The following is a 13,137-nucleotide window of genomic DNA, read 5'->3' on the forward strand; positions in this document are numbered from 1 at the left end:
CGCCGCGCCCCGAGCGCGCTTGCGCTGAAGCGGCGAACCGCTCGCACCGCGAAGCGATGTGAGCGAACCCAGGAGAATCGAGATGGCGGACGCCAAGGACTCCAAGAAGAGCGGCAAGGGCTGGATCGGGGCGCTCGCCCTCGTCACGCTGATCGCCGTCGGCACCGGGGGCGGGCTCGGCGTCTATCTGCTCGGCACCGTCGAGAAATCGGTCGACCTCAAGCAGCGCGAGGAGGCCGGCAAGGCGGTCAAGGTGCTCAACTACACCGGCGACCTGTCCCTGCGCAGCGTCGGCTCGGTGGTGGCCAACCTCGCCGAGCCGACCGATTCCTGGGTGCGGATCGAATCCTCCGTCGTCTTCAATACGGGCGCGCTGCCGAACCCCGACGTCACGCTCGCCGAGATCCGCGCCGACGCGCTGGCCTACCTGCGCACGCTCTCCATGGCGCAGATCGAGGGTGCGAACGGCCTCCAGCACCTGCGCGAGGACCTCAACGAGCGCGTCGCGACCCGCACCAAGGGGGCGGTGCGCGAACTCATCGTCGAATCGCTGGTGGTCCAGTGAAGAGAGCGCGCGCGATCCTCGTCCCCGCCGGCCTTGCCCTGGCGGCCGGCCTCACCGCCTCCGCCGCTCTGGCGCAGGGTGCCGCGCCCGGCGGCGTGACCGGCGTGCCCGGTCTCGACGCGCTGCTGCCGCCCGGTAACGGGGCGGCCTCCGGGCGCATCATCCAGCTCGTCGCGCTGCTCACCGTGCTGTCGCTGGCGCCGGGCCTGCTCGTGATGGTGACGAGCTTCACGCGCTTTGCCGTTGCGTTCTCGTTCCTGCGCTCGGGGCTGGGCCTTCAGAGCACGCCGGCCAACCTGTTCCTCGTCTCGCTCGCCCTGTTCATGACCTTCTACGTCATGGCGCCGACCTTCGACCGCGCCTGGAACGAGGGCGTGAAGCCGCTGCAGGAGAACCGCATCAGCGAGGAGGAGGCGTTCGGCAAGATCGTCGATCCGTTCCGCGAGTTCATGACCCAGCACGTGCGCCCGAAGGACCTTCAGACCTTCACGGATCTGGCGAGCCGCACCTTCCCCAAGGCCGAGGCCGGCGAGAAGATCGACCTGCGCATCCTCATCCCGGCCTTCATGATCTCCGAGCTGCGCCGGGGCTTCGAGATCGGCTTCCTGATCGTGCTGCCCTTCCTCGTCATCGACATCATCGTCTCCACCATCGTGATGTCGATGGGCATGATGATGCTGCCGCCGACCGTGATCTCGCTGCCGTTCAAGGTGCTGTTCTTCATCCTGATCGACGGATGGAACCTGCTGGTCAGCGGCTTGGTGCGGTCGTTCTTCTGATCCTGGTTTTTGCGAATATCCCGGCCATCACCCTCATCCTGACGAGCCCGCATCAGCGGGCCTCGAAGGATCGTCCAGATCCAGCGCCATCCCTGGAACACCCTTCGAGGCCTCCGCTCCGCGAAGGCAACTCAGGATGAGGATGAGGGTTGGATCGATACGCGTCGCTCACAATGCCCGGCACTTCGAAAAGACCGCGCTCACCTCGTCATCGCTTGCGAAATCGCCCCGCTCCATCTCGGCTTGGGCCTCGAGCAAATCGTCGGCCGGGGCGATGTCGTTCTCGGGGCCGATGTAGAGGCTCTCGGCGATGCGGAAGGCGGCCTCGCACAGGAACGGGCCGAGCGGCCGGGCCCGCGCCCCCACCCTTCTGGCCTCATCCGAACCATCCGCGATCATCAAGGGCTCCCGGCACCGCACGCGAGACCTGTCGCGTCGCAATCCCCGCGCAAGGGTGAGCCCTCATTCAGTCTGGCGACACGTGTCAGGTCGCCAACGGGATCGGTCCGGGGATGTTCGGTCGCGAGCAAGCCGAAAGATTGTGGAGCAACATCGTCGATCTCGGCGCGAGGCGGCTGATCGCCCTCGGGCTGGTCGGCCTCTTGGTGTTTCTCGGCGTCGGTGTCGGCGCCTACTACCTCAGCCGTCCGGCGCAGGAGATGCTCTATACGGGCCTCTCGCGTGAGGACGTGTCGCGCATCGGCGGCGTGCTCAAGGACAACGGCATCCCCTTCGACGTGTCGTCCGACGGCACGGCGGTGCTCGTTTCCTTCGGGCACACCGCGCAGGCGCGGATGCTGCTGGCCGAGAAGGGCCTGCCGCAGAGCTCCAAGTCCGGCTACGAGCTGTTCAACGATCTCGGCTCGCTCGGCATGACCTCCTTCATGCAGGAGGTGACCCGCGTGCGGGCGCTCGAAGGCGAGATCGCCCGCACGATTCAGGGCATGAAGGGCGTGCGCGCCGCCCGCGTCCACTTGGTGCTTCCCGACCGCGGCTCGTTCCGCCGCGACCAGCAGCCGGCCTCCGCCTCCGTGGTGGTGCGCACCGAGCCGGCCGACGACACGTCCGGCGCGCAGGCGATCCGCCAGCTCGTCGCCTCGGCGATCCCCGGCATGAAGCCCGACCGCGTCACCGTGATCGGCTCGGAGGGCACGGTGCTGCTCGCGGGCGACGACGCCGGCACGGCGCCCACCGGCAAGATGGCGACGCTGGAAAAGTCGGTGAGCCGCGAGATGCAGGACAACATCCGCCGCACGCTCGCGCCCTATCTCGGCGTCGGCAATTTCGAGATCAGCGTCGCGACCCAGCTCAACACCGACAAGACGAGCACGAACGAGACGATCTTCAACCCCGACCAGCGGGTGGAACGCTCGGTGCGCTCGGTGCGCGAGAGCGAGAACGCGCAGAACCGCAACAGCCAGCGCCCGACCAGCGCGCAGGAGAACCTGCCCGACCAGCGCACCCGCTCGGACGGCAACGACCAGTCGAGCAACGAAAGCTCGAAGAAGGAAGACCTCACCAATTACGAGATCTCCCAGAAGACGGTCCAGACGGTGAGCGACGGCTACGCCATCCGCCGCCTCTCGGTCGCGGTGCTGGTCAACCGCTCGCGGCTGACCGCGCTCGCCGGGCCCGACGACAAGGCCAGCCTCGACAAGCAGATTGCCGAGATCGAGGAACTGGTGGGCTCGGCCGCGGGCTTCAGCAAGGAGCGCGGCGATACGATCAAGGTCGCGGCGGTCGGCTTCGTCAACGACGGACAGCCGATGGAGCCGGTGCCGCCGCTCTCGCTCACCGACGTGATGATGAAACAGTCCGGCACGCTCATCAACGCGGCGACGATCCTCGTCGTGGCGGGCCTGCTGATCTGGTTCGGCCTGCGCCCAGCCCTGCGCGCGATCCTGGCGACACCCGAGACCGCCCAGAGCGAGGTCGCGGCACTCGCCGGCCCCGAGGGCGCACCCGCGCTCGCCGCCGACGGCACGATGGCGCTGGCCGCACCGGGTGCAGCACTTCCCGGCTCCGGCGAGGCGGCCAAGCTCCCCTCGCCCGGCGTCGCCGGCCTGCTGGAGGAACTGGAGGACAAGATGGCCCGCTCGCCGCAGAAGCGGCTGGAGCAGCTCATCGACATCGACGAGGAGCAGGTCGCGGCCGTACTCAAGCGCTGGCTCATGCGTGAGGAGGCGGCGTGATGGACCCGGTGCTCGCCCGCTACCTGCCGGACTTCTCCGCCCCTCCCCCGCCGCCTGCGGCGCTCTCGGGCGAGCCGGATTTTTCGGGGGCGTGGTTCCGCGCGCCCGCCGCGGAGCCGACCGCACCGGCTCAGATCGAAATCCAGGCCGAGCTCGAACCCTTCCTGCCCCGCGCCGCCGCGGCCACCCTGCGGCCGGCCGAGGATCGCGAGGCGCTGATCGCCGCCGCCGAAGCGCGCGGGCGCGAACAGGGCCGGGCCGAGGCGATGGAAGAGTGGTCGGCGCAGGCGGCGCTCGAGCGCGCGGCACAGCAGGCCCTGTTCGAGGAAGGCGTGGCGCAGGCCCGCCGCGACTGGACCGAGGCGCAGGGCGAGATCCTGGCGCAAGGCTTCGTCGCAGCCATGCAGGCGCTCGACGCCACGCTCTCGGACCGGGTCGCGCGGCTGATCGCGCCGGTGCTGGGCCAAGCGCTGCAACGGCAGGCGCTGGATGAACTCGGCGCCGCCCTCAAGCGCATCCTGGCCGAGCCGCAGAGGGCGGCGGTGCAGGTGCGCGGGCCTGACGATCTGATCGCGGCGCTCGCCGCAAGGCTCGGCGGCTCGACCGGGATCGCTTTTGAGGCGGCCGAGGGCCGGAGGTAACGGTGCGGGCGGGCGAGACCGTGATCGAGACCGAACTCGCGGCCTGGAGCCGCCTGATCACCGCCGCGATCGCGGAGGCGTAAGATGTCGGACCGCGCCCACGAAATCATTATCATCAAGCGCCACGGCGACCACGAGGAAGGCCATCACGGCGGCGCTTGGAAGATCGCGCTTGCCGACTTCATGACGGCGATGATGGCGCTGTTCCTGGTCATGTGGCTGATCAACTCTACGAGCAAAGAGCAGAAGCAGACCATCGCCGAGTACTTCAACCCGGTGAAGCTCGCCGAGGTCACCCACGACCGCAAGGGCGTCAACGACCCGCAGGACACGCCCAACGATCCCGCCCCGTCCGGCAAGGGCAAAGGCGACGGCGGCAATGCCGAGGGCAAGGGCGACGCGGCGGGCGCGCCGGGCAGCCGCGCCCGCGAATCCGCCCTGTTCCAGGACCCCTACGCGGTGCTCGCCAAACTCGCCGCGGAGGCCGAGGCCGCCGGGCCCGAAGCCGCGAGTGCGGATGCCTCCGCCCTCGAAGCCGGACAGCCGGGCGTGGCCGGCGGCGAGACCGGACGCGACCCGTTCGACCCGCTCTACTGGCAGGTCGCCGCCCTGCCGCGTCGGCGCACGGACAATCCCGGCGCCCTCGACTCCGCCGCCGCCGCGCCGGCCGAGGCCCGCCTCGACGCGCGGGCCCAGACCGCCGGCTCCAAGCCCAGGGAGCCGCAGAAGGAATCGGCCAAGGACATCGCCCGCCAGAGCTTGAGCGATGCCATGCGGCAGGCCGGCGTCAAGCTCGCCTCGGCCGAGCCGATGCCGCTGACGGTTCCGAGCGCCGAGCCCGCCAAGCCCTCGCCCGAGGCGGCACCGCTCGCCTCCCCGGCCGAAGCCAAGCCGGCTCCGCCCGAACCGACGCTTCTGGCGAAAGCCGAGGCACCTCCTGCCAAGGACTTTACTCCTGCGAAGGACTTGGCTCCTGCGAAGGAATTGGCGGCGCCGGCCGATCAGGCTGCGAAGGCGGCCGAGACGGCGGCACTCTCCGCGCTGAAGGCGGAGATCGCGCGGGCCGTGCCGTCGCTGCCCAACGGCGCGCCTGCGCCGCAGGTCGAGGTGCGGCGCACCGGCGAGGGCGTGCTCATCAGCATCACCGACGAGATCAATTACAGCATGTTCGGGATCGGCTCGGCCGAGCCGACGCCGAAGGTGGTCAAGGCGCTGGAGCGCATCGCCAAGATCCTCAACAGCCGCCCCGGCCGCGTCGTGGTGCGCGGCCATACCGACGGTCGCCCGTTCCGCTCGGAGACCTACGACAACTGGCGCCTGTCGTCGGCGCGGGCGCAGATGGCCTCCTACATGCTCGTGCGCGGCGGCCTCGACGAGGCCCGCATCGACCGCATCGAGGGCTATGCCGACCGCCAGCCCCGCATCGCCAACAATCCCAAGGCCGCTGAGAACCGCCGCATCGAAATCCTGCTGCGGGGGCTGCCGGAATGATGCTCCGGACGCTTCCGAGGCGCCCTCTCGCCCGGTTCAGCCGCTCCGCCGTCATCGCGAGCCGGCCGGCGAAGCCATCCCGCTGCGGGGCGGCCATGGAAGGGGTATCCCGCAACGCCCTCACGGCTCTCGCGCTCGCCCTCTGTCTCGTGATCGCTCCGGCGAAGGCCGCCGAGCACGGCGACACCCACGCGCCCCCAGCGGAAGCCCATGCCGCCGACGACCATGGCGGACACGGCGCCCCGGCAAAGCCGATCGAACCGCTGCCGGTGAAGGCGCACGGCCTGCCCGTTGAACTGACGCGCACGCTCCAACTCCTGCAGGACCGCATCGCCCGCGGCTCAACCCAGGCGCATCTCGCACAGCGTCAGCTCCTCGGCCATATCGAGCAGCGGCTGATCGCCCTCGATCCCGAAAGCTGGGCCGAGGCGGAGAACGTGCGCGCCGCCGTCACCTTCGCATTGGCGGGCGGCGGACCAGGGGCCCTGCGGGTGATCCTCAGATCCGGTAAAGTGCCGGAGGCGGAACAGCCCCTGGCGCTCGGGGCGCTGGCCTATCTGGAAGGGCGCGAGCGGGAGGCGCGGGCCAAGCTCGCTGGCATCGACCCGCGCACGATGCCCGCCGGCCTCGCCGGACAGCTCGCGCTGACGCAATCGGCGCTGATGGTGCGCGACGCGCCGGTCAAGTCGCTCGAACTCCTGGACCTTGCACGGCTTCTGGCGCCCGGCACGCTGGTCGAGGAAGGGGCGCTGCGCCGCCAGATCTTCGTCGTGGCGCAGGGCGGCGATGCGCGGCGCTTCGAGGCGCTGGCGATCCAGTACCTGCGCCGGTTCCGCCGCTCGGTCTATGCCGGCAACTTCCGCCAGCGCTTCGCCGGAGCGCTCACCCGCCTCGACTTCGACAGCGACCGCACCCGCATCGCCAGCCTGGAGCGGATGCTCGACGAGATCGAGCCCGAGGGCCGGCGCGACCTTTACCTGCTGGTGGCGCGCGCCGGGCTGGAACAGGGCCGCCGCGAGACCGCGCTGTTTTCCGCCGAGCGGGCGATGGGGCTCGCCGCACCGGATTCCCAGCCGGCCGCGCAGGCGCGGCTCTATCGCGGCGCGGCGCTGATCGTGGCCGACGGGCGCTTCGAGGAGGGCTACGAGGCCCTGCGCGGTCTCGACCGGACCGATTTCATACCGACCGACGCCGAACTGCTCGACGCCGCGCTCTCGACCGCCCGGCAGATCCGCACGCCCTCCGCCGTCGCCGAGGCCGCCGCGACCCCGCCACCCTCTTCAAGCCGGCCGATCCCGGAATCCGGTTCGCTCCTGCGGGCGCAGGAAGCCCTGGCCCGGGCCGAGCGCGCCATGGATGCCCCCACCCGCACCCCTTGAGTCTTCCCCGCACTCCAACCATCGGACGATCGACCCGTGATGCGGTCCCTCGACACCCTCCCCCTTCTGCGGCCGAAGTCCGAGGCCGGTCGTGCGCCCGCGGGCGAGGATGCGCGCGCGGGCGTCCCGCCTGACTTCGAGGCGATGCTCGGCGCCTTCGAGAACGGGGCGGCGGAACGCGGGACGGCCGATATCGGCACGGCACGGACTGGAGAGGCCACGGCGGAACAGGCTGAGGCCGGGACGGACATGTCGCCCCCCCTCCCCGCCGAGGCCTTGCCCGCAACCACTCTCGACGTCGGCGGCTCGGCCTTGCAGGCGCTGATGGCGCTCACCGGTCCCGCGGCGCCGGCCATCGCGGTTCCCCCGGACGCCAGCCTGGAGGCCATGGTGCAGCGGGCCGCCGCACGCGCCGGATCAGGGCCCGGACCGGCCCCGGCGGAGCCGGCCTTGCAGATGTCGATGGTCGGCCTGGAAACGCATTTCGCGCCGGTCCGGCCGCATGGCGTCGCGGCCCCGGCGGAAACGGCCATCGAGCCGGGCCCGATCGAGCCATCCGCGCCGCAGACGCTCGCGACACCCGGAAGCATCGGCGCCGCGCCAATCGCTCCGGTGAGCGCAGGAAAGGCTCCTCTTCCCGGTACCCCGCCGGTCGCGCCGGCGCCCGATGCGACCGTGCCATCGGCATTGCCGGCCGGCCGGACGGACGGACCGCTCCCGGCGGGATCGGCCGCGATGCAGCCCCCGGCAGCCCGCAGCGACGCCAGCGACCCGGCAGTGTCGTCCGATCGTCAGGCACCGGAGGCGCCCGCGAACGGGTTGACGGCACCGGCCGCCACGACATCCGCGCGGCCGGCCTCGCCCGTTCCAGGCCCCGACCGCCCCGCCGAAGCGACCCCGGCGAGCCCTGCACCGGCACCAGGCGAGGCCGTTCGGCAAGCGGCGGGCGCTCCCCCGGCGCAAGCGGCCGGCGCCGAAGCTCCGCGAAGCCCCGCTTCCCGCGGACGCGCGGCGCCCCGGAGCGATCAGGCCGAGCCGGTCGGTGCGGCGGACAATGCCGCGCTCCCCGATCAACCGGAGGGCACGAGCCTGCCTGAGCCGACCACGATCACCCAATCCGGCACGCCGGGGCAGACCCGACGCGACCCGGAATCGCGGCAGGATCGCCCGGCCGCCATCGCACGCCCCGATACGATGCCGGAGCATGCCGCCGTGGCCGTGCCGCGACCGCAGGCCGAAGGTGGCGCGCGCGCCGAAAGTGCCGGAAGCGACGCGGTGACGATCGAAGCGCCGCGCCCGGACATGCCGTTGGCGCCATCCGGTCCGCAGGAGACGGCCGGCCTGCCGACGCCGGCGCCAGCCTCGCCGCTGCGCCAGATCGTCGACGCGGTCGCCGCCCAGTTGCCGGCGGCACCCGCGGCGATGGCGACCCCATCGGCCCGTCCCATTCCGGCTTCGACCGAGGCCGGGCCGCTGAAAATCCTCACCCTCCAGCTCCATCCGGCCGATCTCGGCTCGGTGCTGGTGCGGATGCGCCTGCAGGACGGGCGGCTGGAAATGAGCCTGCGCACCAGCCGCGAGGAGACCGCCGAGCGCCTGCGCAAGGAGGGCGACCTGCTCGCCGGCCTGCTGCGCGAGGCCGGCTACGAGCCCGAGGCCGTGACGATTCAATCGGGCGGCCCCGGCCCGGGCGAATCCGGGCCGCGCGGTCAGGGATTCGCGTCCTTCGCCGGATCGCAGGGCGGCCAGCACGACAGACAGCCGGGCGCAGCGACGCCCGATCAATCGGGCCGGCGCCCGTCCCCGCGCGCGGACGCCGCCGCCACGCCCACCGAGGAGCAGGACCATGAGACGGATTCTCGCGGGCGCGATCGCGGCAGCCTGTATCTCTAGCGCCGCTGGCCCGAATGCGGCGGCCGCGCATTCCACCGCAGCCGAGGGCGCCGCGGAGGCCGCCTCTGCGCAGACGGGCGCGCTGGGCGGCGACACGCGAGGCGGCTCCAAACGTCCCTTGATGGCCGGCGCTTCCCGTGTCTGCGAGCGCCAGATGGCGCAGGCGGCGGCCAAGCACGGCGTGCCGCTCGGCATGCTCTACGCGGTCGGGCTGACGGAGAGCGGCAACCGCGGCTCGCTCCAGCCCTACGCCATGAACATCGGAGGCAAGGCCTATTTCGGCAGCGGCGCCGCCGACGTGATGCAGCGCCTCGCCCAGGCGCAGCAGGAGGGCGTGCGCTTGGTCGATCTCGGCTGCATGCAGATCAACCACCACTATCACCGGGCGAAATTCGCCTCGCTGGAGGCGATGATCGACCCGGCTCAGAACGTCGAATACGCGACGCGCTTCCTGAAGGAGCTGAAGGAGCGCGAGGGGAGCTGGACGCTCGCCGTGGCGCGCTACCATGCCGGGCCGAACAACAACCCGGCGCAGAAGGTCTATGTCTGCCGGGTCATCACCAACATGGTCGCGACCGGCTTCGGCAACTGGACGCCGGGTGCGAAGTCGTTCTGCCAGTAAATCCGGCTCACCCGACGTAGGTGTAGCCCATGTAGCGCTTGGCCTCGATCGGATCGTAGCCGAGCCGCTCGGCGAGCTTCTTGCGCAGCTTGCTCACATGGCCCTCGATCACGCTCTCCTCGACGCCGTTGCTGTAGACGCCGTAGACCACGTTGAAGACCTGGGTCTTGGTGAGCCGGCGCCCGCGGTTGCGCACGAGATATTCGAGAATGTGCCGCTCCCGCCGCGGCAGGGACAGCGGCACGCCGTCGATCTCCGGGTCGCGCCCGTCGTGGAAGACCTTGAGCCGGTCCGGCCCCCGCGCCTCGCCCTCGGTCTCGCCTTCCGCCTCGCTCGGTTGAACGGCCCCGTTGACGCGGCGCCAGATCGCTTCCGAGCGGGCCAGGATCTCGCGGACATGGACGGGCTTGGGCAGCACGTCGTCGATGCCGGCTTCCAGCAGTTCGACGGTCTGCTCGAGCGAGCGCAGATCGGCGAGCGCGATGATCGGTGCGCGGGACTGCTTGCGGATGACGCCCGCGCATTTCGCCCGCTCCGCGAAATCGCCGAGAAGGAAGCCCTGGATCGCTTCGAGGTCGGCGGGAGAGGCTGCCCGGAGCCAACTCAGGAACTCGTCGGGCATGAGCGCGAACGAGGAAATGCCCTCACGCTCGAAGCTGGCCTTGTAACCCGCGTTCACGGTATCGCGCGGATCGACCAGGAAATACATCGACGACCATCCCCCTGATCCCGCCGGATCGCCCTGCCACTGCGCCGCGATCTGGGCAGGTTTCGGGCGCCACCGGAAGACCGTCTCCGCCGCCTTCCGCAACGCATCGAGACGCTGCCGCACCCGATTCATGGAGCGCGGCCGCAAGGGGGTCAATCTACTGATTGTACATTTTCAGACAGTGACGGTGTTCGTGTGATGCGCGTGGCATTCGCGCCGCTTCACGCGTGCCCGACCCGGGCCTGACGGAGGGCGTGGGCGAAGTTTTCCAGGGAGAGCGCTGCCGTCTCCTCCGCAACGATTCGCTGGATCGCGACGCCCGCGAACACCTCGTCGAGCACGAGCTTGAAGAAGACCGTCACCGACTCGGCGGCGAATTCGAGATCGAGGACCACCTGCATGGAGCGGCCCCAATCGAGGCACACATCGGCCGCGTCGGCGTAGGTCAGCACCGATTCCTTGAAGAACAATTCGGCCGAGGAGGAGACGATGTCGGCGATGTTGCCGTGCCGCTCGCCACGGATCCAGCCGATCAGCACGCCACCGTCGAGCAGGCACAGCTCGGCGATGAAGTCGCGCAGCGCCTCGGCGAAGATCTGTTCGGCCGCCGCATGGCTGTGCGGGACGGCCGACGGTCCTGGCGCGAAACGTTGGACCTGAGGGGTCATCGGGCTCTCGCGAAAAGGAAGAAAAGGATCTGCGCCACGGCGCGGTAAAATTCTGCAGGAATCGTCTGATCGACCTGCACAGCATCGTACAGGGATCTTGCGAGAGGCTTGTCCTCGATCACGGCGATGCCTTTTTCCTCGGCGATCGCGCGGATACGCAGCGCGATGAGGTCCTGCCCCTTGGCGATTACGAGGGGGGCCGGGTTTTCGCTGGGCTCGTAGCGCAAGGCCACCGCGAAATGGGTCGGGTTGGCAATCACTACGGTCGCCCGGTCGACATTGGCGAGCATCCGGTTGCGGGCGCGGTCCTGGGCGAGCGAGCGCAGCCGCGCCTTGACCGACGGATCGCCCTCGGTCTGCTTGTGCTCGTCCTTGATATCCTGGTGCGACATCCGCAGCGAGCGCTGCCAGCGCAGCCGCGCCCAGACGAGATCGCCCGCGACGATGACGATGGTGGCGATGGCCACAGCCGAGACCAGACGGATCGCGACCGTCAGGATCAGTTCGGGCAGTTGGCTCGGATCGACGAACATGGCGTTCACGGCTCTTGTCCGCTCCGAGCGCAGGAGCAGAAGGGCAACGACACTGACCGACAGGAATTTAACGAGGGATTTCAGGAACTCGACTTGACCCGAGGTTCCGAAGATTCGCGCGAAACCCGCCATCGGCGACACCCGCGACCATTTCGGCGTGATCCGGTCGAGAACGAAGCGCGGCAGGTTCTGCAGAAGCGAGGCGCTGAGGCTGCAGACCGCCAGGATCAGCAGGATCGGCAGCAGGAAGCGGCCGGCTGCCAGCGCCACGCGGCTGAGGAGCAGCATCGCGTCGCCGCCGGACTCCAGGGAGAAGCCGCGCGGATCGTCGAGGAGCGGCGCGAAGTCGCCCGCGAGCTGCGCCGCCTGCCCCCGCGCGAACAGAGCCAGCGCGATCAGCAGGCCGAGCGTCGAGGCGAAGACCGGCGCCTCGCGCGAGAACGGGATGTCGCCCTTCTCGATCGCGTCGCGCACCCGCCGCTCGGTGGCGGCTTCGGTCTTGCTCTCCTTGTCGTCGTCCGCCACGCATCAGCCCCGCCGATGCCGAAGCTGACGCCGGGGGCGCGGATCAGCGGATGAGCGCTTCATCCTCGCCTCCCGGATTGATCTCGATCTCGCCGCGCCCGGCCATCTCCATCGCCAGATCGGTGATGGTGCGGCGCGCCTCCAGCACGTCGCGCTGTGCCGCCGGCTCGCCGCCGTTCAGCTCGTGCTCGACCATGCGGCGCACCCGCGCCGAGAGGGCGCTGAGCACCGTGGTGCGGAAGTCGGCCTCCGTCCCCTTCAGCGCCAGCACCAGCCGGTCGTTGGGCACGGCGTCGAACAGGGTGGTGCGCGCGCGCGGCGCCAGCTTGACGATGTCGTCGAAGGTGAAGAGCAGACCCTTGAGGATCTCGACCGATTTCGGACGCGACTCGCCGAGGCTGGAGAGCACGTCGTCCATCTGCTGGCGCTCCATCTTGTTGATGATGTCGGCCATCTTGGCGTGCGTGTCGGCGCCGGAATTGCGCGCGCCGTTGATCATGAAGTCCTCGTGCAGGGTCTTCTCGATCGCGTGCAGCACGTCGTCGACGATCGGCTTGAAGCTCAGCATCCGCCGCATCACCGTGTTGCGCACCGGCGCGGGCAGGTGGCCCATCACCTTGGCGGCGGTGGCGGGCTTCACCTTCGACAGGATCAGCGCGGCGGTCTGCGGGTGCTCTTTGACGAGGTAGCTCGCCAGCACGCTCTCCTGCACGGTGCCGAGCCGATCCCACACCGAGCGGGTGGCGCTGCCGCGCACGTCGGCGAGGATGTCGGCGATCTGATCGGCCGGCAGCAGGCCGCTGAGCAGCTTCTCGACCTCGCTGGCGGTGCCGATCAGGCTGTTACCGGCGGAGAACTCGGCGGAGAAATGCTCCACCACCGTGTCGAGCTGCTCGGGGCTGACCGCGCCGAGATTCGAGGCCGAGCGGGTGATGCGCTTGAGCTCATCCGGCTCGAAATACTTGATGAGCCGCCCGGCCGCGGGCTTGCCCATGGCGAGCAGCAGCGCGGCGACCTGATCGACGGGCTCGAGCCGCCGGGTCGCCACCGCACGGGGGGCGACGGCGCCCGAGGAGACGGCGTCCGAAGGGACGGGGCTCGATGCCAGAGGGCTCGAAGACATGGCGGCCCGTTCTCGCC

13 protein-coding genes are annotated in these 13,137 nt (G+C 70.2%); 8 read left to right on the forward strand and 5 right to left on the reverse strand.

Annotation, left to right across the window (positions count from 1 at the left end):
- The first annotated feature begins 82 nt into the window (after positions 1-82).
- Complete coding sequence (locus MSPGM_RS02680; RefSeq protein ID WP_003602005.1) at positions 83-565, forward strand: flagellar basal body-associated FliL family protein; 483 nt, start codon at positions 83-85, stop codon at positions 563-565.
- The gene (gene fliP, locus MSPGM_RS02685) at positions 562-1,344 is read left to right on the forward strand and encodes a flagellar type III secretion system pore protein FliP (RefSeq protein ID WP_003602002.1); all 783 of its coding nucleotides are present in this window, start codon (positions 562-564) and stop codon (positions 1,342-1,344) included. The genes MSPGM_RS02680 and fliP overlap by 4 nt, the downstream gene beginning before the upstream one ends.
- Before the next feature lie 168 nt (positions 1,345-1,512).
- Here the strand turns inward: fliP and MSPGM_RS02690 are convergent, their stop codons facing one another.
- The gene (locus MSPGM_RS02690) at positions 1,513-1,743 is read right to left on the reverse strand and encodes a hypothetical protein (RefSeq protein WP_003602000.1); all 231 of its coding nucleotides are present in this window, start codon (positions 1,741-1,743) and stop codon (positions 1,513-1,515) included.
- 113 nt (positions 1,744-1,856) lie between these two features.
- Between MSPGM_RS02690 and fliF the strand changes: the two genes are divergently transcribed.
- The 6 genes from fliF (at position 1,857) to MSPGM_RS02720 (ending at position 9,562) form a co-directional block, all read left to right on the forward strand.
- On the forward strand, positions 1,857-3,536 hold the full coding sequence (fliF, locus tag MSPGM_RS02695; RefSeq protein ID WP_012752106.1) for a flagellar basal-body MS-ring/collar protein FliF: 1,680 nt from the start codon (positions 1,857-1,859) through the stop codon (positions 3,534-3,536).
- Positions 3,536-4,177, forward strand: a complete 642-nt coding sequence (locus MSPGM_RS02700; protein WP_261926147.1) for a hypothetical protein — start codon at positions 3,536-3,538, stop codon at positions 4,175-4,177. The genes fliF and MSPGM_RS02700 overlap by 1 nt, the downstream gene beginning before the upstream one ends.
- Before the next feature lie 84 nt (positions 4,178-4,261).
- The gene (locus tag MSPGM_RS02705) at positions 4,262-5,668 is read left to right on the forward strand and encodes a MotB family protein (protein ID WP_012752108.1); all 1,407 of its coding nucleotides are present in this window, start codon (positions 4,262-4,264) and stop codon (positions 5,666-5,668) included.
- Positions 5,665-7,047 (forward strand): chemotaxis protein, encoded by a 1,383-nt coding sequence (locus tag MSPGM_RS02710; RefSeq protein ID WP_003607095.1) that lies wholly within the window; start codon positions 5,665-5,667, stop codon positions 7,045-7,047. The genes MSPGM_RS02705 and MSPGM_RS02710 overlap by 4 nt, the downstream gene beginning before the upstream one ends.
- A 39-nt stretch (positions 7,048-7,086) precedes the next feature.
- Complete coding sequence (locus MSPGM_RS02715; protein ID WP_209687978.1) at positions 7,087-8,940, forward strand: flagellar hook-length control protein FliK; 1,854 nt, start codon at positions 7,087-7,089, stop codon at positions 8,938-8,940.
- Entirely contained in the window at positions 8,894-9,562 is a 669-nt protein-coding gene (locus MSPGM_RS02720) for a transglycosylase SLT domain-containing protein (protein ID WP_003601575.1), read from the forward strand. Before MSPGM_RS02715 ends, MSPGM_RS02720 begins: the two co-directional genes overlap by 47 nt.
- Positions 9,563-9,569: 7 nt before the next feature.
- On the opposite strand, the gene MSPGM_RS02725 is transcribed toward MSPGM_RS02720, so the two are convergent.
- The 4 genes from MSPGM_RS02725 to MSPGM_RS02740 form a co-directional block, all read right to left on the reverse strand.
- The gene (locus MSPGM_RS02725) at positions 9,570-10,271 is read right to left on the reverse strand and encodes a response regulator transcription factor (protein ID WP_003601574.1); all 702 of its coding nucleotides are present in this window, start codon (positions 10,269-10,271) and stop codon (positions 9,570-9,572) included.
- A gap of 221 nt (positions 10,272-10,492) precedes the next feature.
- Positions 10,493-10,939 carry a hypothetical protein gene (locus MSPGM_RS02730; protein WP_003601573.1) on the reverse strand — a complete coding sequence of 149 codons (447 nt, stop codon included), beginning with the start codon at positions 10,937-10,939 and terminating at the stop codon, positions 10,493-10,495.
- Complete coding sequence (gene flhB / locus MSPGM_RS02735) at positions 10,936-11,997, reverse strand: flagellar biosynthesis protein FlhB (RefSeq protein WP_003601572.1); 1,062 nt, start codon at positions 11,995-11,997, stop codon at positions 10,936-10,938. The genes MSPGM_RS02730 and flhB overlap by 4 nt, the downstream gene beginning before the upstream one ends.
- Before the next feature lie 43 nt (positions 11,998-12,040).
- Positions 12,041-13,120, reverse strand: a complete 1,080-nt coding sequence (locus MSPGM_RS02740) for a flagellar motor switch protein FliG (protein WP_003601571.1) — start codon at positions 13,118-13,120, stop codon at positions 12,041-12,043.
- Between the last annotated feature and the right edge of the window lie 17 nt (positions 13,121-13,137).

The organism is Methylorubrum sp. GM97 (genome assembly GCF_024347855.1).
GTDB lineage: Bacteria > Pseudomonadota > Alphaproteobacteria > Rhizobiales > Beijerinckiaceae > Methylobacterium > Methylobacterium extorquens.